Below are 21,149 nucleotides of genomic sequence, written 5' to 3' on the forward strand. Positions count from 1 at the left end.
ATCGGGTCGATCGGTTCAGCGGTCGGTGGCGGGTTCGAAGAGGTCGGGGATGGTCAGGGCGTATTCGATGTCTTCGCGGATGCCGAGCATGGCCAGGACGCCGCGGATCATGGTGCTGCGGGCGGTGTGGATGGTTTCGGGGGTGGGTTCGCCGTGGGGGGCGGCGGCGGAGATGCGGTAGACGACGAATTCGCAGGTCTGTAAGGCGGTGTCGAGGTCCAGGTCGGTGGGGGTGGGGCGGCCCAGGGCGGTGATCTTGGTGCGCACCAGGATTCGGATGGCGTCTATGGCGCGTTCGCGGTAGGCGGACACCGGGGAGCCGGGGTCGTGGAGTTCCGCGAACAGTGGGGCGAGCATGGGGCCGTGACCGCCGGCCCAGTGCAGGTAGGCCTCGATCATGTTGATGCCCAACTCGACCGGCTGTTCGGTGCGGTCGAGGGCATCGCGGATGCCGCCGACCAGATCGTCGTTGGAGACGGTGAGCAGGGCGTGCAGGGGTTCGGTGGCGTTGGCGAAGTAGCGGTAGAAGGTGGGGCGGGCGAGGCCGGCCTTCTCGATGATGCGGGCGACGCTCAGGCCCCGGGAACCCTGTTCGGCGAAGACCTCGGCGGTGGCGAGCACGATGCGGGCGCGCACCTGATCGGCCTGCTGCTCGGTCTGTGGCGGACGGCCGCGCCGCGCCGGAGGGGTTGACATGGTGGGCGTCACGTCCATTAATCTAACACCAGTGTTCATGTAACACCGGTGTTCATTAAATACCCGCACACGTCTCCTCGGGAGGGCGACCAATGACGACTGCCCCGCAGCTCGCCGCCGCCGACGCACTGGACTTCGACCTGGTCGCGCGGCTGCTCGGGCATGCCGTCGCGGGCGGCGCGCCCTCGGTGGAGGTGTTCGCGCCCGCCACCGGCGCCAAGCTCGTCGACCTGCCGCAGTCCTCGACCGCCGATATCGAGGCCGCCTTCGCCACCGCCCGCACCGCCCAGCGGCAGTGGGCCGAGGTACCGATCGGCGAGCGTGCCGCGCTGCTGCGCCGCATCCACGATCTGGTGCTGGCCGAGCAGGACACGATCCTCGACATCGTTCAGCTCGAGACCGGCAAGTCCCGCGTGCACGCCTTCGACGAGGTCTCCGACGTCGCGGTCAATACCCGCTACTACGCGGCGGAAGCCAAATCGATTCTGGCGCACCGTAAACCGCGCGGCGTCATGCCGCTGCTCACCCAGGTGGAGGTGCACAACCGTCCCAAGGGCGTGGTCGCGGTCATCTCCCCGTGGAACTACCCCCTCGCCCTGGGCGCCTCCGACGCGCTGCCCGCGCTGCTGGCCGGCAATGCCGTCATCGGCCGCCCGGACAACCAGACCGCCCTGACCCTGCTGTGGGCCATCGACATCGCCGAGCGCGCCGGCCTGCCGAAGGGCTTGTGGCAGGCCGTCCTCGGACGCGGCGCGGTGGTCGGCACCGAGGTCATCGCCCGCGCCGACTATGTCGACTACACCGGTTCCAGCGCCACCGGCCGCACCATCGCCCAGCAGGCGGGCGAGCGGCTCATCGGCTACTCCCTCGAACTCGGCGGCAAGAACCCGCTGCTGGTGCTGGCCGACGCGGACGTGTCGGCGGCCGCCAAGATCGCGGTGCGGGCCTGTTTCGCCTCGGCCGGGCAGCTGTGCGAATCCATCGAGCGCATCTACGTCCACGACAGCGTCTACGACCGGTTCGTGCGCGAATTCGTCGGCCACACCAAGGAATTGGCCCTCGGCAAGACCCTCGACTACTCCTACGAGATCGGCTCGCTGACCTTCCCGCGCCAGATCGACACCGTCAGCAAGCACGTCGACGACGCGGTCGCCAGGGGCGCGACCGTCCTCGCCGGCGGCAAGGCCCGCCCGGATCTGGGCCCGTACTTCTACGAGCCGACCATCCTCGAGGGCGTGCGCGAGGGCATGACCGTCTACCGCGAAGAAACCTTCGGACCGGTCGTTTCCGTCTACCGCGTGCACAGCGACGACGAAGCCGTCGCCCAGGCCAACGACACCGCCTACGGCCTCAATGCCAGCGTGTGGAGCAAGGACCTGACCCGCGGCCGCGAGGTCGCCGCCCGCGTGCGCGCCGGCTCGGTGAACGTCAACGAGGGCTTCATCGCCGCCTGGGGTTCGGTCGCCGCGCCGTCGGGCGGGCTCGGAATCTCCGGCACCGGTCGCCGCCACGGACCCGAGGGCCTGCTGAAATACATCGACACCCAGACCATCGCGGTGCAGCGGGTACTGCCCATCGCGCCGCTGCCGGGGATGTCCGAACAACTGTGGGCCAAGACCATGACGCTCTACCTGGGCGTGATGAAGACATTGCGGCAGAAGTGATTCCGCGGCAGAACAGACAGGGGAATGAAGACGGTAGCGGGCAAGAAGGTCCTGGTCACCGGCGCCGCCATGGGCCTCGGCAAGTCCTTCGCGCAGCGGGCGGTCGCCGAGGGCGCCGCCGACGTGGTGCTCTGGGACATCAACGAGACCACGCTGAAGGAGACGGCGGCCGAGCTGGCCGCCCAGGGCAGCAGCCGAATCCACCACTACGTGGTCGACGTCTCCGACCGCGACGCCATCGCCGAGACCGCCGCCGCGGTCCGCGACACGGTCGGCGACATCGACGTGCTGGTCAACAATGCCGGCATCGTGCGCGGCAACGGCTACTTCTGGGAGACCGCGAACAAGGCCGACATCGACAAGACGATGGCGATCAATTCGCTTGCCCCCATGTACATCACGCTCGAATTCCTGCCCGCCATGGTCGCCAACACCGCCGGCGAGGGCCGCGTGCTGAACATCGCCTCCTCGGCCGGTCTGGTGGCCAACCCGCGCATGAGCGTCTACGCCGCCTCCAAGTGGGCGGCGCTGGGCTGGTCGGATTCGGTGCGCCTGGAGCTCGAGCAGTCCGGCAACCAGCACGTCACCTTCACCACGGTGTGCCCGACCTACATCAACACCGGAATGTTCGACGGCGCCAAGGGTTTCTGGTTCACCCCCATCCTGGATCAGGAGGAGGTCGTCGACACCTCCTGGACGGAGATGAAGAAGGGCTCGGCCCTGGTGGTGCTGCCGTGGACCTCGCGCCTCAACCGCGCCATCTCCGGTCTGCTGCCGTTGAAGGTCCGCGATTTCTACCTCAACACCGTCGGCGTATACCACTCGATGGACGAATTCACCGGCCGCAAGTAGCGATTCGATTCGCGCGAACTACGCGAAACGCCCCGGCTTCTCGTTCGCCGGGGCGTTTTCCTATCCTGACCCTGTGCTACCGAGCCTGTTCATCCGCGGCCGGATGCGCCGCCGCCAGCGTCTCGGCGGCGTGGCGGGCGATGGTGCGGGCTTGGTGCGCTTGGGATTCCGGATGCGCGGTGCGCTGCTCCAGGGTGACGCGAATGCGATCCAGGGCCGCGACGGCGTCGGCCGTCGCGCGGCGTAGGTCGGAAATATGGTTGATCGCGTCGGCTGCCTCATGGGTGGCCAGAGTGAGAGTAGGGTGCTCGTCGCCGGTGAGGATGGCATCGCCGACAGCCTCGGCCCAACGCGCGTGCAGTACATCGAGAATGTCGGACATTCGGATCCCCTCCGCACCGTGACGACCTCGGGATGAGGCCGTGCCGAAAGATATACGTGCCAGTAGCCCCGATCCGGGTTTGCCTGGGCGCGACAGAGGTGCACACTACCCGGGACCGGCAGTCGCAACGTCGCCCGACCGGGCCAATGCCACAATGCAACGGAGGGAGCTGGCGGGTTGTTCAGCCGCATCGCCATCGTGAACCGCGGAGAAGCCGCGGTACGTCTGATCCATGCTGTCCGCGATCTGGCCGCTGAAACCGGACAGTCGATTCAAACCATTGCCCTGCACACCGACGTCGACCGCAACGCGACGTTCGTGCGCGAGGCCGATATCGCCTACGACCTGGGTCCGGCCGCCGCGCGCCCGTACCTGGACCTGAAGGCCCTCGAGCAGGCCCTCACCGCCACCAAGGCCGATTCCGCCTGGGTCGGTTGGGGTTTCGTCGCCGAGGACCCCGCCTTCGCGGAGCTGTGCGAGCAGATCGGGGTGACCTTCATCGGTCCCAGCCCCGACGCCATGCGCAAGCTCGGTGACAAGATCGGCGCCAAGCTGATCGCCGAAGAGGTCGGCGTGCCCGTCGCGCCGTGGAGCCGCGGCGGCGTCGACACCGTCGAGGACGCCGTGGCCGCCGCCGAGGAGATCGGTTACCCGCTGATGCTCAAGGCCACCGCCGGCGGTGGTGGTCGCGGCATCCGCATGATCACCAATGCCGACGAGCTGGTCGACGCCTACGAGCGCACCCGCCAGGAGGCCGCGCGCGCCTTCGGTTCCGGCATCGTGTTCCTCGAGCGCCTGGTCACCGGCGCCCGCCACGTCGAGGTCCAGGTGATCGCCGACGGTCAGGGCACCGCGTGGGCGCTGGGCGTGCGCGACTGCTCGGTGCAGCGGCGCAATCAGAAGGTCATCGAGGAATCGTCCTCGCCGGTGCTGCGTCCCGAGCAGGCCGCCGAGCTGAAGGCCTCGGCCGAGCGGCTCGCGGTCGCGGTCGGCTACCGCGGCGCGGCCACCGTCGAATTTCTCTACCACCCCGGCGACGAACTGTTCGCCTTCCTCGAGGTCAATACCCGCCTGCAGGTCGAGCACCCGATCACGGAGATCACCACCGGTTTCGATCTGGTGCGCGCCCAGCTGCACGTGGCCTCCGGCGGCAAGCTCGAGGGCAGGCCCCCGGCCGAGCGCGGCCACGCCATCGAGGCGCGGCTGAACGCCGAGGATCCCGATCGCGACTTCGCGCCCGCCCCGGGCCGCATCGCGCGCCTGGATCTGCCCGCGGGCCCGGGCATTCGCGTCGACACCGGTGTCAGCGCCGGCGACACCATCCCCGCCGATTTCGACTCCATGATCGCGAAAATCATTGCCTACGGCAGTGATCGGGAGCAGGCGCTGGGCCGGCTGCGCCGCGCCATGGCCGAGACCCGCGTGGTCATCGAGGGCGGCTCGACCAACAAGAGCTTCGTGCTGGATCTGCTCGATCAGCCCGAGGTGATCGACGGCAGCGCCGACACCGGCTGGATCGACCGGGTGCGCAACGAGGGCCGGCTGGTCTCGCACCGCCACTCCGCGATCGCGGTGGCCGTGGCCGCGCTCGACGCCTACGAGGAGGAAGAGGCCAGCGAGCGCCAGCGCCTGCTCTCGACGGCCGCCGGCGGTCGCCCGCAGGTGCAGCACGAGAGCGGCCGCCCGCACGATCTGAAGTTGCGCGGCGTCGCCTACCGGGTGCGGGTCGCCCGCATCGGCGCGCACCGCTTCCGCATCGGCATCGAGGCCGGCGGTGAAATGCGTGCCGCCGACGTGGATTTGGAGCGTTTCGACGCCCACACCGGTCAGATCGTGGTGAACGGCAGCCGATTCCGGGTCGTCACCGGCACCCACGGCCCGGTCACCCTGGTCGATGTCGAGGGTGTCACGCACCGCATCAGCCGCGACGAGGGCGGTGTGGTGCGCTCGCCCGCGCCCGCGCTGGTGGTCGCCACCCCGCTGGCCGTCGGCGCCGAGGTCGAGGCCGGCGCGCCGGTGCTGGTGCTCGAGTCCATGAAGATGGAGACGGTGCTGCGCGCGCCGTTCAAGGCGCGGCTCAAGGAGATCGGCGTCGCGGTCGGCTCCCAGGTGGAGACCGGTGCGCCGCTGCTGCGGCTGGAACCGCTGGCCGACGAGGCGGACGAGGCCGAGACCGCCGCGACCGGCGCGGTCGAACTCGATCTGCCCGGTGCGCCCGCGCCGGTGCGTCCGCACGAGGGCCTGGCCCGCAGCCTCGAGGATCTGCGCGGCCTGCTGCTGGGCTTCGACGTCGACCCGCACGACGAGCAGCGCGTGCTCGACGACTACCTGGCGGTGCGCCGGGCGGCCATCGCCGACCACCGCCGGCCGCTGGCCGAGGAGGTCGAGCTGGTCGAGGCGTTCGCCGATCTGGCCGAGCTGAGCCACAATCGGTCCTGGGACGAGAGCCCGGGGCATGTGCACAGCGCCCGCGAGTTCTTCCACACCTACCTCAAGAGCCTCGACGCCGAACGGGCCGGACTGCCGGAGTCGTATCGGGCCAAGCTCTCGAAGGCGTTGGCGCACTACGGGATCACCGAACTGGATCGCACCCCGGACCTCGAGGCCGCCGTGTTCCGGATCTTCCTGGCCCAGCAGCGGCCCACCGACACCATCACCGCCATCACCGCGCTGCTGCGCGAGTGGCTGTCGGAGCCGGTGCCGGACCGCGCCCTGCGCGAGCCCGCCGGTCTGGCGTTGGAGCGGCTGGTGACCGCGACTCAGGTGCGTTTCCCGGCGCTCGCGGACCTCGCGCGTGGTGTGGCGTACGCCTGGTACGGGCACCCGCTGCTGCTGCGCAACCGCGCCCGCGTCTACACCGATGTCCGCAAGCACCTGAGTGTCCTTGACGCGCAGCCGAATTCGCCCGAGCGTGGCGAGCGGATCGCGGATATGGTGCGGGCGACCGAACCGCTGGTGCGGTTGCTCGGCCAGCGGCTGGTGCGCGGCAGCGCCGACAACACCGCCATGCTGGAGGTGCTGACCCGCCGCTACTACGGCAACAAGGACCTCACCGGTGTGCGCGCCGAGCAGGCGGCGGGCTTCACGTTCGTGGTCGCCGAGCGCCGGGGCGTGAACCTGGTGTCGGCGGCGGTCAATTTCGACGAACTCGACCGCGCCATGGTCGGTTTGGCGGCGGTCGCGGCCGACGCCACCTCGGTGGAGGCCGACATCTACCTCAGCTGGGAGAACCAGCCCGAGGACTTCGAGGCCATGGCGGTCGCGTTGCAGGAGAAGCTGGCGGTGAATCCGCTGCCGGATCAGGTGCATCGGATCACCTGCACGGTCGCGGGCAGCGGTGGCGCGGTCATGCACCACCACTTCACCTTCCGTCCGGCCACCACCGGTCTGACCGAAGAGCGCCTCATACGCGGGCTGCACCCCTATATCGCGCAGCGCATGCAGATGCGGCGGCTGCGCAAGTTCGACCTCACCCGCCTGCCGTCCTCGGACGACGAAGAGGTGTACCTGTTCCGCGCGGTCGCCAAGGAGAACCCGGCCGACGAGCGGCTCATCGCGTTCGCGCAGGTGCGCGACCTCGAGCCGCTGCGCGAGCACGACGGCCGACTGCTGGTGCTGCCCACCGCGGAGAGCACGATCGCCACCTGCCTGGACTCGATTCGCCGCGCGCAGGCGCAGCGGCCGTCGAAGAAGCGGTTCAACACCAACCGGATCGTCATGTACATCTGGCCGGTGGTCGATGTGACCCGCACCGAGCTGGAGACGGTGATCGGCGGGCACGTGCTGCCGATGACGGCGGGCGCGGGACTCGAGGAGATCCTGCTCATCGCGCGCCAGCGTGATCCGGAGACCGGGGAGCTCACCAAGATCGCGGTGCGGATCTCGTTCGACACCACCGGCACGGTGACCGTGCGGGTCGACGAGCGCACCGACGATCCGGTCGAGCCGCTCGACGAGTACCGGCAGAAGGTGCTGCGCGCCGCCGGCCGCAATACCGTCTACCCGTACGAATTGACCGGTCTGCTTGGTGAATTCACCGAATACGACCTCGACGACAAGCACGCGCTGGTGCCGGTCGACCGGCCCAAGGGGCACAACAAGGCCGCGCTGGTCGCCGGTGTGGTCACCACGGCCACACCGCGATACCCGGCCGGGATCACCCGCGTGGTGCTGCTCGGCGATCCGACGAAATCGCTTGGCGCGCTGTCGGAACCGGAGTGCCGCCGGGTGATCGCGGGCCTGGAGCTGGCCGAGCAGCTGGGCGTGCCGCTGGAGTGGTACGCGCTGTCCTCGGGCGCGCGCATTTCCATGCAGTCCGGCACCGAGAACATGGACTGGGTGGCCGCGGCGCTGAAGAAGATCGTCGAGTTCACCCAGGCCGGCGGTGAGATCAATATCGTGGTCAACGGCATCAATGTCGGTGCGCAGCCGTACTGGAACGCCGAGGCCACCATGCTCATGCACACCAAGGGCATTCTGGTGATGACGCCGGAATCGACCATGGTGCTCACCGGCAAGCAGGCGCTGGACTTCTCCGGCGCGGTCTCGGCCGAGGACAACTTCGGCATCGGCGGTTACGACCGCGTCATGGGCCCCAACGGCCAGGCGCAGTACTGGGCCCCGAACCTGCTTGCCGCGCGGGACATCCTGATGGCGCACTACGACTACACCTATGTGGCGCCGGGCGAGGCCGGGCCGCGGCGGGCGCCGTCGAACGACCCGATCGACCGCGACGTCTCCGATTTCCCGCACGTCATCGAGGGCAGCGATTTCACCACGGTCGGCGAGATCTTCTCCGCGACGGCGAACCCGGATCGCAAGAAGCCCTTCGACATTCGCACCGTGATGCGGGCGCTGGCCGACCAGGACCACCCGGTGCTGGAACGCTGGGCGGGCATGGCGGACGCGGAGACCGCGGTGGTGCAGGACGCGCGCCTGGGCGGTATTCCGGTGTGCCTGCTGGGCATCGAGTCGCGGGGCGTGCCGCGGCGCGGCTTCCCGGCCACCGACGGTCCCGACACCTACACCGCGGGCACCCTGTTCCCGCAGTCGTCGAAGAAGGCGGCGCGCGCGATCAACACCGCGAGCGGCAACCGGCCGCTGGTGGTGCTGGCCAACCTGTCGGGCTTCGACGGCTCGCCGGAGTCCATGCGCAAGCTGCAGCTCGAGTACGGCGCCGAAATCGGCCGCGCCATCGTCAATTTCGAGGGCCCGATCGTGTTCTGCGTGATCTCGCGCTACCACGGCGGCGCGTTCGTGGTGTTCTCCAAGGCGCTCAACCCGAACATGACGGTGCTGGCGCTCGAGGGCTCGTTCGCCTCGGTGCTCGGTGGCGCGCCCGCCGCGGCGGTCGTCTTCTCCGGCGAGGTCGACGCCCGCACCGTCGCCGACCCGCGGGTGAAGGACTTCGAGACCCGCGCGGCCACCGCGTCGGGTACCGATCGCGCCACCCTGGCCGCCGAGCGCGAGGAACTGCGCTTCGCGGTGCGGGCCGAGAAGCTGGGTGAGGTGGCCGCGGAATTCGACCGCGTCCACAACATTCAGCGCGCGGTCACGGTCGGTTCGGTCGACGCCATCATCGGCGCCACCGAACTGCGTCCCCGCATCATCGAGGCCATCGAGACCGGGCTGGCGCGAGCGGCAGCCGCGCACTGACCGGTTGACCACGCCCTGAACAGCGGCCGTTCATCCCTCGGGGGATGAACGGCCGCTGCGGTTTTCGAGCCGGGCCTCAGGACGGCGGGCTCGCCGCCGCGCGTCGCGCCCGGCGCAGCGCGCCGAGAAGGTCACGGCGGCCCTGTCACTCGTGGCGACGCGCCGTGATGGTTGACGCTGCCGGGGTAGCGGGCGCACCATCAGCGCAAAGCCGCTCAGGGGTGGGAAGGGGTGTGCCGTGACCGACGACCATCAGGGGTTCTTCGATCGACTGGACTGGTTCGACGAGCAGGACTGCGCGCGCTTGGACGAGGAGCTGACGTGGGCGCGCGGCGCCTGCCCGGTGGCGCACACCGGATTCGGTGAGGGCATGTACGTGGTGACCCGGTACGAGGATCTGGTCACCGTGGCCGCGCATCCGGAGATCTTCAGCTCCACCATGCCCGGATTGCTGTCGGTGCCGGTGGCTTTGCCGCCCATCGACGTGGATCCGCCACTGCACCACGACTTTCGGGCCTTCCTGGATCCGGCGTTCTCGAAATCCGCGCTCCAGCGGTACGCGCCGGTGCTGCGGCAGCTGGCGGACGAGCTCGTCGACGGGTTCGCCGAGCGGGGCGAAGTGGAGTTCGTGGGCGAGTTCGCGATCCCGTTCACCGCGGGCGCGCTGGCGAAAGTCGTGCTGGACGACGACGATCCGGAGCGGCTGGCGCGCGCCGTGGACGCCGTCACCCAGGTGTCGGTGCAGAACACGCCCGAAAGCTTCGCCGCCGTCGCGGCTTTGGCCGCGGAACTGATGGCCGAGCGGGAGGCCAGTCCGCGCCAGGATTTGCTGCAGTCCATCGTCGATGCCACCGTCGCCGACGGGCGGCCGCTCACCATGGAGGAACGCCTCGGCGTCGTGACCGTCCTGCTGCTGGGCGGCCTGGACACCACTCGCGGCGCCCTCGCCTATATCGCCGAGTACCTCACCGAACTGCCCGACCTGGAGGCCCGCCTGCGGCAACCCGACTGGGCCGCACACGATCTCGACGAACTGCTCCGCCACACCTCGACCGTGAGCGTCATGGGCCGCGTCGTCGTCGAGGACAACGACCTGCTCGGCGTCCCCTTGCACAAGGGCGACCGCCTCGCGGTGCACTGGCGTTCGGGTAACCGTGACACCGCCCGCTTCACCGATCCGGCGCGGCTGGACTTCGACCGTACCCGCAACCCGCACTTGGCTTTCGGCGTCGGCATCCACCGCTGCGTGGGCCGCCACTTCGCCCGCATGCAGCTCGATATCGCTGTCACGGCGCTGCTTTCCCGGCTCACCGCGTTCCGCGTGGCCCCCGGCGCCGAGATACGCCGATCGGTCGGCATCAGCGTCGGCGCCCCGCGCGAACTACGCCTGCGCTTCGACCGATTCACGATTCATTAACACTGTCCGTGGTGTGCTCGATAGCCACGTGACGGTGACCGTGTGGTCGGCGACCTGTGCCATACTTCGGCGCGGTCGGGCGTCGCGCCCGAGGGAGGTTGTGAAGGTAATGGGTCTGTTCGACATGATTCGCGGCGAATTCGTCGACATCATCGAATGGTTGGACGATACGCGCAGCACATTGGCGTGGCGGTTTCCGCGGTACGAGAACGAGATCAAGAACGGTGCGGAGCTGATCGTCCGCGAAGGACAGCAGGCCGTGTTCGTGTATCGGGGGCAGCTGGCCGACAAGTACGGGCCCGGGCACTACACGCTCACCACCGAGAACATGCCGATCATGTCCACGCTGCAGGGGTGGCGCTACGGGTTCAACTCGCCGTTCCGGTCCGAGGTGTATTTCGTCAATACCCGCGCGGTCACCGATATGCGCTGGGGCACACCGCAACCGATCACCGTCCGCGACCCGGACTTCCGCATGGTGCAGATCCGCGCCAACGGCACCGCCAATGTGCGCGTCACCGATATCGAGGTGTTCCTGCGCCAGATGATCGGCACCAATGCCGAGGTGGATGCCGATGTGCTGAGCGAACAGCTGCGGGCCAATGTCGCGCTCGGATTCTCCGACATGATCCTGGCGTCCGGGCTGGGCGCCATCGACCTGCAGGGCCGTCAGGTCGAATTGTCCGACAAGCTGCGCGAATTCGTGGGGCAGCGGCTCTCCGGGTTCGGTATCGGGGTCGAGGGCGTCACCATGACGATCTCGCTGCCCGAGGAGATCCAGCAGGCCATGACCCGCGGGGTGGCGCGCGGCGTCGAGGCCGGCGGGTTCATGAACAATGTCGACCTCAACCGGTATCAGCAGATGCAGGCCGCCGACGCCATGCTCGCGGCCGCCCAGAACCCCGGCGGCGGCATGGGCGCCGCCATGCAGGCCGGCATGGGCGTGGTGCTCGGCGGCCAGATGGCCGGCGCCATGCAGGGCGGCTTCGCCCAGCCCCAGCAGCAAGCCCAGTCCGCCCCCCAGCAGACCGCGCCGCCCCCACTGCCCGGCCAGCAGCAGTTCCACTTCGACAACGGCGGCCAGGCCGCCGGGCCCTTCACCCTCGACCAACTGCGCCAATACGTTTCGTCGGGCAACCTCACCCGCGACACCAACGTCTGGTCCGAGGGCATGCCCGGCTGGCAGCCCGCCCACACGGTCTCGAGCCTGAGCGCCCTGTTCGCCAGCCCGCCCCCGCTCCCCGGCACCCCGCCGCCGCTACCGCCGCAGTAGCGAGCTGCCAGCCCCCGCCTCAGCGACCCGTCGGATTCATCACTCCGACGGGTCACCAGCCATACCCGGCCCACCCCACCGACCGCCCGACAACTCGGCGCGTCCCCGAAAGCCCTTCCACCACACTGGCGCGCCCATCGCGTCCCCCGCACCGAGTGAGCTCCAATGACCGAAACCCACCCCCCGCACCCCGTCGGCCCGCCACCGCTGCCCACCCCACCCCACGCCGGCTCCGCGTCGATTCCGCCGCCGTTGCCCGTTCCGCCGCAGGCCAATTGGTCGCCAGCGCCACCCATGCCCGCTGGCAATGGCCCTGCCGGACCGCCTCCGCTGCCGGGCTCGGCCGCGCCCGTCGGTCCGCCCCCTTTGCCGGGAGCTGTTGCGCCGCCGCCGCTTCCGGGGGCGCAGGCTGTTTCGGTCACGTCGGATCGGGCCATGTTGCATCGGACGGAGTTGACGCGGACGTATCCGTGTTCGTCGTGCGGGGCGCAGCTGGGGTTCGATCCGGTGGGGCAGGATTTGTTGTGTCCCAGTTGTGGGAATCGGTCGCCGGTGAGTGCGCCGGATGTGGCGGTGCAGGCGCGGGAGTTGGAGCCCGCGATGGCGGCGTTGCGGGAGATGCGGGCGCGGGAGAGCGGGCCGCAGGTGACGGGGGAGTGGGAGGTGAAGTGCCAGAATTGCGGTGGGACAACGGGATTCACTGGGAGTTTGACCGCTACGCGGTGCCCGTACTGTGCGACGCCCATTCAGCGCGACGATGTGCACAATGCGCCGGCGCGGTTGCCGGTGGACGGGGTGCTCCCGTTCGCGGTGGGGGAGAAGCAGGCTCGGGAGCTGGTGGACACGTGGGTGTCGGGGCGGTGGTTCGCGCCGTCGAAGTTCCGCAAGTACCGGCAGTTGGGGGCGTTCTCGAGCCTCTACACCGCGTATTTCACCTATGACGCGGATACCGCCAGCTGGTATCAGGGCGAGCGCGGGGACGACTATCAGGTGCGGGTCGGCACCGACGAGGACGGGGATCCCGTCTACGAGACCAGGACTCGGTGGTATCCCGTGGCCGGCGAGGTCGGCAACGACTTCGCGGATCTGCCGGTGCTGGCCAACGAGAATCTGAACCGTAACCGGATTCGGGCGCTGGAGCCGTGGCCGGTGGAGCGGGCGCGCGCGTACTCACCGGAGTTCGTGGCCGGGCATCTGTGCCGCACCTACGACAAGGATGCCGAGGAGTCGTTCCCGGAGGCGCGGCAGCGCATTGAATCCGCCATCGAGGCGACCGTGCGCCGCGACATCGGCGGCGACCACCAGCGCATCCATCAGTTGAACACCTCGTGGAACTGGTTGGCGTACAAGCATGTGCTGCTGCCGATCTGGCTGCTGACCGTCGTCTACATGAACCAGCCGTACCAGGTGTACATCAACGGCCTCACCGGCGAGGTGTCCGGTGACCGGCCGTGGAGCAAGGTGAAGATCGCCGCCGCCATCGCGGCGGTGCTCGCGGTCATTGCCGTGCTCATCGGCGCGTTCGCCGCCACGCGCGGGCATCACACCCCGGCGCATCCGGCCGGGCACAGTACGGTCGCGCCGCCGCATCCCACCACGCATCGTTGAAAGTGAGCCGTCCATGCTGATTTTCGTGCTCGTCGTGCTGATCCTGCTGGGTGCGGCGGTGGGCGGCGTGCTGCTGCTGTCGCGCCGCCAGCGCGCGGCCACGGCGTCCGCCAACGAGGTGATTCCCGGTACCCCCACCCGTGCCCCCGCGTCCTGGGCGGGTTCGCACGATCCGGAAGCACGCCTGCACCGCCGGCTGCGCGACGCCATGACCGCGGTGCGCACCGCCAACTCCCTCGACGACGGCACCACCATCGTGCTGCGCGCCGAACTGGAACAGGCCGCCCTGGCCTGGGACGATCGCCTGGTGGCCATCGCCGCCCTGCCCGCCGCCGCCCGTGAGAGCCAACGCGCGACGGCCACGCAAGGTGTCGAGACGGTCGAAGCCGCTGTCGCCCAGTACGTTTCGGCCGCCACCCAGCGCACCGCCGCCGACGTCGCCGCCGGCCTCGACGCGGCGAGCGCTCAGCTGCGCATCGAGGCCGAGATCCGCAAATCCTTGGAGGCGGGCCCGGCGTGACGGCCTGAGCGGGCAGGCCAACTCGGACCGTGCTCTACGGCGAATCCAGTTCTGTCAGTGAGCGAATGACCGTGATGCCACCGCCCACGGCGGCGATGCGCTCACCCGCGTGCATGCCGAGCCCGCCGCGGTCGAGCCAATACGCCCGCAGCCCGGCCTCTCTCGCGCCGAGCGCGTCCACGTCGTAGCGGTCGCCGACATAGGCGACCTGCTCCGGTGGCAGTCCCAGCAGCTCGCAGCCGGCGTGGAAGATCGCCGCTTGCGGTTTGGCCGCACCGAATTCGTCCGAGCACAGGATCGCATCCCCGAAGTGGTGCAGCAGTTGTACCGCCCGCAACTTGCCGGTCTGATAGGGCAGCGACGCGTTGGACACCACGCCCAGCGCGACCTGACCCTCCAGTCCCCGCAGCACCGACGCCACCTCCGGAAACGCCGACCAGGCCGTATCCCGCAGCGCCGCATAGCGCGCGAACCACGCCGCCGGGTCATCGGCCGCCAGCCCCAGGTGCGACAGAAACCGCTGCGTCCGCACCAGCTGCTGCCCCTTGAAGGTGAGCTCCCCGCTCAGAAACCGCGGATACTCCTCCTCTTCGATGGCACGCCACAGCGCCACCGCCGCATCCGCCGACTCGAACCGGTCGAGGGCCCCTTCCGCCGCGAGATGCTTCAGAATCCCGACCCGCGCCGACCCCGAATAGTCGACGAGCGTGTCATCGACATCGAACAGGATCCCCCGAATCGTCATGCGCGCGTCCCGATCACCACGGTGGCCCCCATCTCCGCACACTCCGCCACCCGTGCCACCAGCCCATGCCCGGTCATGATCGCCACCGCCGCCGCGGCCTGTCCTTCGCTCTCCTCGACCAGCAGATGCCCGCCCGGCGCCAGCCACTCACCCGCCACCGCCGCGATCCGCCGCAACACATCCAACCCATCGACCCCGCCGTCGAGCGCCCGCCGCGGCTCATGATCCCGCGCCTCCGGCGGCATCCCCGCGATCTCCCCGGACGGCACATACGGCGTATTCGCCAGCAGAACATCCACCCGCCCAGCCAATTCCGCCGGCACCGCCTCGAACAGATCCCCCTCGAAAACCCGCCCGCCCACCGCCTCCAGATTCGTCCGCGCACAGCCGACAGCCGCCGGCTCGATATCGGCAGCAATCAAATCCACCGAAATCCCTTCGGCAGAAAGTTCTTTCACAAACGCCAACCCCAGAGCCCCACAGCCACAACACAGATCAAGCGCGACGAGCGGCCGGCCGGCAGTGCCGCGCGCTCCGTTGCCGGCACCCCCCGCCGCATCGGGGCCCCCATCCCTCGTCATCCCGGCGTGCTCTTGGCCGGGATCCACCCCAACCGTGTGGATTCTGGCCAAGAGCATGCCGGAATGACGGGGATGATCACCGCGTGAGTCGGACTTGGCTCGGGCCAAGGCGATCGCCTGTTCGACGAGGAAGGCCGTGCGTTGCCGGGGGACGAAGACGCCCGGGGCGACGGCGACGCGGAGGCCGCGGAATTCGGTCCAGCCCAGGAGGTGTTCGAGGGGGAAGCCGGCGATGCGTTGGGCGACAAGGGATTCCAGGTGGGCCGGGTCGGTGGCGGCGGCTTGGAGGAGGGCGGCTTCGTCCTCGGCGAACACGCAGCCGGCCGCGCGGAGGCGGGCGATCAGCGTGTCGGTGTCGGGGGAGCTCACCGGGATATTGTGCACGCCCGGACGACTGCGCAGGTGGGGCAGGGTCCGGGCGTGGAAGAGCGGGTGCGGGTCAGCGTTCGGCGGGCAGGCGCAGGACGCGGCTGGCGTCGAGGTAGATGCCGCGCTGGTTGTTGCGGGCCGGGGGCGGCAGCTGGGAGACCAGCTGTTCGAGGGAGGTGGTCGCGCCGATGACGGGCATGCCGGCCACGATGAAATCGGCGACGGCGCGGCGAATGTGGTTGGGGGAGGTCACCACGATGACGCTGGTCGCGCCCGCGTCCTTCAGCATGGACACGCCATAGAGGGCGTTCTGCACGGTGGATCCGGCGCGATGGTCGGTGAGAATGCGGCTGGCCGGAATGCCGTGCCCGATCAGCCAGCCCTGCATGGCCGCCGCCTCGGTGATGCCGTTCTGCGGATTGCCGCCGGTCACCAGGATCGGCGACATCGGCGAGGCGATCGCCTGCAGCCAGGCCGCCTGCAGCCGGTTCTCCAACTCCGGCCGCATCGAGCCGTCGGGCAGCAGCCCGTAGCCGAGCACCGCGATCCCGGTCTGCGGTCCCGCGATCGCCGGAATCGGATTGGGCAGCGTGCCGACAGCGGCCCCGATGGCGCGGAACAGATTCCGGGTGCCGTCCGCCAGGCGGCCGTCGATCCCGGTGAGCCGATTCAGCGCCACCTCGCGGGTGACGAGGTCGCCGGTGTAGTCCGACCAGATCGCCTGCAGTGCCAGCGCCTGCGCGTCATCGGGTGACTCACTGAGCAATTGGTGCAGGTCGGCCAGCCCGGCCGCCTCGTTGCCGCTGGTGAAATTGTCCTGTGCCGAGTTGTAGAGGGCGCCCGGGTCGGCGTGCGCGGTGCCGGTGCCGAGGATGGCGAGGGCCGCGGCGGCCGCCGCGAGAAGGGTGGGAAAACGCCTGGCGATCTGCACTGCTGTCGACCTTTCGGAGGGTGTCACCCATTGCTCTGCTGGCCATCTGTTCAATTAGCTGGCTATTGGCCAGTGGTGAATGGGGACACGATACGACTGAACCCGGCCGTTGTCGGTGATTTGCCGTCCGGATTTCGCGGGTCCGCTCGGTGTCGCGACGCGAGCGCGCGCCCGGGCGGCGAGTCCGGCCGAGCGTCGCTTTCCGATCGCGCGATAGGCTACGGACCCGTGGATACGACTTCGCTCATCGGCAAGGATCTCGCCGCCTCCCTCAACGCCGACACCAAGGCCCGCGCCGCCGCCATCACCGCGCAGGGCGCCGCCCCCCGCCTGGCCCTGGTGATCGCGAACGACGATCCGGCCAGCGTCTGGTACGTGAAGTCCCTCAACCGCGCCGCCGAACGCCTCGGAATCGCTTGCGAGAACGTCGATCTCGGCGTCGACGCCACCGCCGAGCAGATCCGCGCCAAGCTCACCGAACTCTCCGCCGACCCCACCGTCGACGGCATCATGCTGCAGACCCCCCTGCCCAAGGGCGTCGGCCTCGACGACGTCAGCTCCGCCATCACCGCCGCCAAGGACGTCGACGGCGTCAGCCCGTTGTCACTGGGCCTGCTCGCCTCCGGCCTGCCCGGCTTCCCGCCCGCCACCTCCGAAGCGGTCGTGGAACTGGCCAAGTTCCACGGCATTCCGCTCGCGGGCCGCCTGGTCACCGTCGTCGGCCGCTCGAACGTCGTCGGCAAGCCCCTGCTTCAACTCCTGCTCGCCGAGAACGCCACCGTCACCATCGCCCACTCCCGCACCGCCAACCTTTCCGCCGTCACCACCCCCGCCGACGTAGTCGTCGCCGCGGTAGGCCGCGCCGCTCTCATCACCGCCGACCACATCCGCGAAGGCGCCGTCGTCATCGACGTAGGCACCAACGAGGACGACAACGGCAACATCACCGGCGACGTCCACGCCCCCTCGGTCACCGGCAAGGCCGCCGCCCTCACCCCGGTCCCCGGCGGCGTAGGCCCCGTCACCACCGCCCTCCTCATGCGCCACGTAATCCAAGCCGCCGAGTCCACCCGCTGAACAAGATCAGGGAGCTCTCAGCGCGGGAAATCGGACGAAATTCCGCGCTGAGAGCTCCCTGATCTCGAGCTCACCAGTGGGTGGTGACGGGGTCGCCCAGGGAGACGTTGTCGTAGTACCACTCGGCGTCGGCGGGGGCCAGGTTGATGCAGCCGTGGCTGACGTTGGCGTTGCCTTGGGAGTCGACCGACCAGGGGGCGGAGTGGACGTAGACGCCGCCCCAGGTCAGGCGTTCGGCGAATTCGCCGGTGATCAGGTAGCCCTCGGGGGAACTGAGGGGGATGCCGATGGTGCGGGAGTCGAAGGTGACCGACCGCTCGCGCGACAGGACCGGGAAGGTGCCGACGGGGGTCTCGCGGCCGGGCTTGCCCATCGAGGCGGGCATGGTGCGGGCTACGCCGTTGATCCACACCGTGAACGTGTGGTTGGACATGTCCGCGTCCGCGGTGGTGCCGCCATTGGTTTCGAACTTGATATGTCTATTGCCCGCCAGGACCGTGATCGGGGATCTGGTGGGCAGGTAGTTCGCCGGCTGCCACATCAGCTGCCGGTCGTCGAGCCAGGTGAAGTGCCCGGCCAGGGAGTTCTCGGCGCGGACGTCGATGGTGCGCTCGGCCTGGGCGCGGTCGGTGACCGCGGCCGCGAACTGGACGGTGACCGGGGCCGCGATGCCCACCACCTGATCGGGGGCCGGTGAGATCGACTGCACCGCTGGGAGTTTCGGCGCCGTGATGGCCGCACCCGCGGCTCCGGTACCGAGTGCGGCAGCCGCCGCGACGAAACTTGCGACGAACAGACAGCGAATCGCTTTCCGCATCGTTCCATCCCTTCGACAGGGTGTGGGCCTGGGCTCCTGAGCTTATGACCGAATGATCTTTCCCATCCGGAAATGTGCCCGGTTCGTGACATACCCACCGGCGTGGGAACTATGCGAAGTTCGTGTCGCTCCGGTACAGGGGCGGGAAAACGGCTGTACCCCGCTCCATAACGGAACGGGGTACAGCGCAGCCTGATTCGAGGCCGCCGGTGCGAGACCGGCCGCGGCGGGTGCGAGATCAGCGCGTGATGGCCGCGACCACGTCGTCGTGCAGCGCGTCGGCGCGGGCGATCACTTCCTCGATCTGCTTCAGCACCGGTGCGAACTCGGCCCCGGCCGCCCCGTCGAGGGAGGCCACATTGATCGCGATATTGAGCTGCGAGCTGGCTGCCGCCGAACGCGCGCAGTCGGCGGCCGCGCCGATATCGGTCACCACGTTCGGATTGCCGATGGGCAGCAGTTCGCTTGCGAGCGAGACGATTTCGTCGGCCTCGGCCACCACGGCGGCGGGCACCCGCGCGGCCTGCAGCAGCGCCGCGCCGATGGCCTCGCCGCGCGCGGCCTGCTCGGCCTCGGTCTCCTTGGGCAGCTTGTAGGCGGCCCCGACCCCGGTGAACGCGGCCGCGTCGGCGTCGGCCAGCGCCAGCGAGCGCTCGCGGGCGGCGTCGGCGGCCTCGATGATCCGGTCGATGACCGGGCGATTGTCGGCGTCCTTGGCGCGGGTGGTGTAGCGCGCGACCATGGCCACCAGCGCTGCGCCCTGCGCCGCGTGCAGCGCCGCGACCGCGCCGCCGCCGGGGGCGGGCACCTTGGCGGCCAGTTCACCCAGGTACCCCCGCAGTGTCGAATCACCGAAGGTGGTGGTGTCCTGAGTCATGAGCGGTGGCCTCCCTTGGCGGTACCGGGAATTCGATTCGCCGCCTACCGTACCGGTCCGCGCGCGGGTACCGGCACGCCGCCCGGCCGTGGCCGATGCGCACCCACCTACCGACATATGCAATTAGTTGGGTATTGTCCGGGGCATGCGTATCGGATTGTCGATCAACTACACCGACGGCTTCAAGGAGATCGCCGCCGAGGTCGCCGACCTCGAACGGGCGGGCCTGGACATCGTGTTCGTGCCCGAGGCGTATTCGTTCGACGCGGTCAGCGCGCTGGGCTACCTGGCCGCGAAGACCGAACGGGTACAGCTGGCCTCGGGCATCCTGCAGCTCTACACCCGCACCCCCACCCTCACCGCCATGACCGCCGCCGGCCTGGACTACGTCTCGGACGGGCGTTTCATCCTGGGCCTGGGCGCCTCGGGCCCGCAGGTGATCGAGGGCTTCCACGGCGTCGCCTACGACGCGCCGATCGGCCGCACCCGCGAGGCCCTCGAGATCTGCCGCCAGGTCTGGAAGCGCGAACGCCTGGAATACCAGGGCAAGTACTACCAGGTGCCGCTGCCGGAGGGTAAGGGCACCGGCCTGGGCAAGCCGCTCAAGCTCATCAATCATCCGGTGCGCGAGAACATTCCGGTGCTGCTGGCCGCGCTGGGCCCCAAGAACGTGGAGCTGGCGGCCGAGGTGGCCGAGGGCTGGCAGCCCATCTTCTTCCTGCCCGAGAAGGCCGATGCGGTGTGGGGCGAATCGGTGAAAGCCGGTCTGGCCAAGCGTGATCCGGCCCGCGGCGACCTCGAGATCTACGCCGGCCCGGCGCTGGCCATCGGCGACAATGTGGACGGCCTGCGCGAATGGGTCAAGCCGCATCTGGCGCTCTATATCGGCGGCATGGGCGCCAAGGGCAAGAACTTCTACCACACGCTGGCCACCAAGTACGGCTACGGCGCCGAGGCCGACCGCATTCAGGAGCTGTACCTGAAGGGCGAGAAGGAGGCCGCGGCCAAGGCGGTCCCGGACGATCTGGTGCGCGACGTGTGCCTGATCGGCTCGGCCGGATTCGTCAAGGAGCGGGTCGCCGCGTTCCGTGAGGCCGGTGTCACCGCCCTCAACGTGGTCCCGATGGCCGCCACCCCGGCCGAGCGCGTGAAGCTCATCGAGCAGCTGCGCGAATTGGTCTGAGCCACCGGCTGAAAAGCCCCGCGAACACGCCGAAGCCGAGTCCGAAGAATCGGACTCGGCTTCGCTGTTTGTCGGACTCGTGCGATGTCAGCCCAGCGCGGCCAGGGCCTCCTCCAGCGTCGGATGCAGCGAGAACACCTGATCCAAGCTGGTCACCTTCAACTGTCGACTGGTGGCGGGCCCGTCGGCCACCACCGCGATACGGGTGTCCCCGGCGCGTTTGTGCGCGCCCACCAGCACCGCCATGCCCGCGGACGCCAGGAAGCTGACCGCGGACAGGTCGACGACGAGGGCGGTGGGCCGGCCCGCGAGCGCCGCGTCGAGGGCGTTCTCGAGGGCGGGAGCGGTCGCGAGGTCGACGTCACCGGCAACGGTGAGGACCGTCGCCTCGGCGCGCTCGGTGACCGAGGTGGTCATCGTGTCGGCGAATGGATAGCCGTCTCCGGAAGTGTTGGTCACGTTGGTTAAATCTGCCATGTTCCGTCCGTTCATGCCGCATCGT

17 protein-coding genes are annotated in these 21,149 nt (G+C 69.3%); 9 read left to right on the forward strand and 8 right to left on the reverse strand.

Going from position 1 to position 21,149, the window contains the following annotated elements; translation table 11 throughout:
- Positions 1–15: 15 nt before the first annotated feature.
- On the reverse strand, positions 16–696 hold the full coding sequence (locus D7D52_RS08470; protein WP_120743924.1) for a TetR/AcrR family transcriptional regulator: 681 nt from the start codon (positions 694–696) through the stop codon (positions 16–18).
- Between the two features lie 92 nt (positions 697–788).
- Here D7D52_RS08470 and D7D52_RS08475 point away from each other — a divergent pair, with 92 nt between their 5' ends.
- Together D7D52_RS08475 and D7D52_RS08480 are read left to right on the forward strand one after the other, a co-directional pair.
- Positions 789–2,360, forward strand: a complete 1,572-nt coding sequence (locus D7D52_RS08475) for a succinic semialdehyde dehydrogenase (RefSeq protein ID WP_120735818.1) — start codon at positions 789–791, stop codon at positions 2,358–2,360.
- Positions 2,361–2,384: 24 nt separating this feature from the next.
- Positions 2,385–3,212 carry an SDR family NAD(P)-dependent oxidoreductase gene (locus D7D52_RS08480; protein ID WP_120735819.1) on the forward strand — a complete coding sequence of 276 codons (828 nt, stop codon included), beginning with the start codon at positions 2,385–2,387 and terminating at the stop codon, positions 3,210–3,212.
- 76 nt (positions 3,213–3,288) lie between these two features.
- Here the strand turns inward: D7D52_RS08480 and D7D52_RS08485 are convergent, their stop codons facing one another.
- On the reverse strand, positions 3,289–3,594 hold the full coding sequence (locus tag D7D52_RS08485; RefSeq protein WP_120735820.1) for a hypothetical protein: 306 nt from the start codon (positions 3,592–3,594) through the stop codon (positions 3,289–3,291).
- A gap of 177 nt (positions 3,595–3,771) precedes the next feature.
- Here D7D52_RS08485 and D7D52_RS08490 point away from each other — a divergent pair, with 177 nt between their 5' ends.
- The 5 genes from D7D52_RS08490 (at position 3,772) to D7D52_RS08510 (ending at position 14,067) form a co-directional block, all read left to right on the forward strand.
- Positions 3,772–9,249: an ATP-binding protein gene (locus D7D52_RS08490; RefSeq protein ID WP_120735821.1), complete on the forward strand. Its 5,478-nt coding sequence runs from the start codon at positions 3,772–3,774 to the stop codon at positions 9,247–9,249.
- 238 nt (positions 9,250–9,487) lie between these two features.
- Positions 9,488–10,666, forward strand: a complete 1,179-nt coding sequence (locus D7D52_RS08495) for a cytochrome P450 (RefSeq protein WP_120735822.1) — start codon at positions 9,488–9,490, stop codon at positions 10,664–10,666.
- 109 nt (positions 10,667–10,775) lie between these two features.
- Positions 10,776–11,939, forward strand: coding sequence for an SPFH domain-containing protein (locus D7D52_RS08500; RefSeq protein WP_120735823.1), 1,164 nt, complete (start codon positions 10,776–10,778; stop codon positions 11,937–11,939).
- Positions 11,940–12,491: 552 nt separating this feature from the next.
- Positions 12,492–13,547, forward strand: coding sequence for a TFIIB-type zinc ribbon-containing protein (locus D7D52_RS08505; RefSeq protein WP_187703127.1), 1,056 nt, complete (start codon positions 12,492–12,494; stop codon positions 13,545–13,547).
- Between the two features lie 13 nt (positions 13,548–13,560).
- The gene (locus D7D52_RS08510; protein WP_120735824.1) at positions 13,561–14,067 is read left to right on the forward strand and encodes a hypothetical protein; all 507 of its coding nucleotides are present in this window, start codon (positions 13,561–13,563) and stop codon (positions 14,065–14,067) included.
- Between the two features lie 34 nt (positions 14,068–14,101).
- On the opposite strand, the gene D7D52_RS08515 is transcribed toward D7D52_RS08510, so the two are convergent.
- From D7D52_RS08515 to D7D52_RS08530, 3 genes are all read right to left on the reverse strand, one after another.
- The gene (locus D7D52_RS08515) at positions 14,102–14,812 is read right to left on the reverse strand and encodes an HAD family hydrolase (protein ID WP_120735825.1); all 711 of its coding nucleotides are present in this window, start codon (positions 14,810–14,812) and stop codon (positions 14,102–14,104) included.
- Positions 14,809–15,762, reverse strand: coding sequence for a methyltransferase (locus D7D52_RS08520; protein ID WP_425464618.1), 954 nt, complete (start codon positions 15,760–15,762; stop codon positions 14,809–14,811). Before D7D52_RS08520 ends, D7D52_RS08515 begins: the two co-directional genes overlap by 4 nt.
- 70 nt (positions 15,763–15,832) lie before the next feature.
- Positions 15,833–16,693, reverse strand: a complete 861-nt coding sequence (locus tag D7D52_RS08530) for a YdcF family protein (protein ID WP_120735826.1) — start codon at positions 16,691–16,693, stop codon at positions 15,833–15,835.
- 228 nt (positions 16,694–16,921) lie between these two features.
- On the opposite strand from D7D52_RS08530, the gene D7D52_RS08535 reads away from it, so the two are divergent.
- Entirely contained in the window at positions 16,922–17,770 is an 849-nt protein-coding gene (locus tag D7D52_RS08535; RefSeq protein WP_120735827.1) for a bifunctional 5,10-methylenetetrahydrofolate dehydrogenase/5,10-methenyltetrahydrofolate cyclohydrolase, read from the forward strand.
- A 70-nt stretch (positions 17,771–17,840) separates the two neighbouring features.
- Here D7D52_RS08535 and D7D52_RS08540 read toward each other — a convergent pair whose 3' ends face one another.
- Together D7D52_RS08540 and D7D52_RS08545 are read right to left on the reverse strand one after the other, a co-directional pair.
- The gene (locus D7D52_RS08540; protein ID WP_120735828.1) at positions 17,841–18,587 is read right to left on the reverse strand and encodes a L,D-transpeptidase; all 747 of its coding nucleotides are present in this window, start codon (positions 18,585–18,587) and stop codon (positions 17,841–17,843) included.
- A 238-nt stretch (positions 18,588–18,825) separates the two neighbouring features.
- Complete coding sequence (locus D7D52_RS08545; RefSeq protein WP_120735829.1) at positions 18,826–19,464, reverse strand: cyclodeaminase/cyclohydrolase family protein; 639 nt, start codon at positions 19,462–19,464, stop codon at positions 18,826–18,828.
- 145 nt (positions 19,465–19,609) lie between these two features.
- On the opposite strand from D7D52_RS08545, the gene D7D52_RS08550 reads away from it, so the two are divergent.
- Positions 19,610–20,647 carry an LLM class F420-dependent oxidoreductase gene (locus tag D7D52_RS08550; RefSeq protein ID WP_120735830.1) on the forward strand — a complete coding sequence of 346 codons (1,038 nt, stop codon included), beginning with the start codon at positions 19,610–19,612 and terminating at the stop codon, positions 20,645–20,647.
- Positions 20,648–20,734: 87 nt separating this feature from the next.
- On the opposite strand, the gene D7D52_RS08555 is transcribed toward D7D52_RS08550, so the two are convergent.
- On the reverse strand, positions 20,735–21,064 hold the full coding sequence (locus D7D52_RS08555; RefSeq protein ID WP_120743926.1) for an STAS domain-containing protein: 330 nt from the start codon (positions 21,062–21,064) through the stop codon (positions 20,735–20,737).
- Positions 21,065–21,149 lie beyond the last annotated feature (85 nt).

It is taken from the genome of Nocardia yunnanensis (assembly GCF_003626895.1).
GTDB lineage: Bacteria > Actinomycetota > Actinomycetes > Mycobacteriales > Mycobacteriaceae > Nocardia > Nocardia yunnanensis.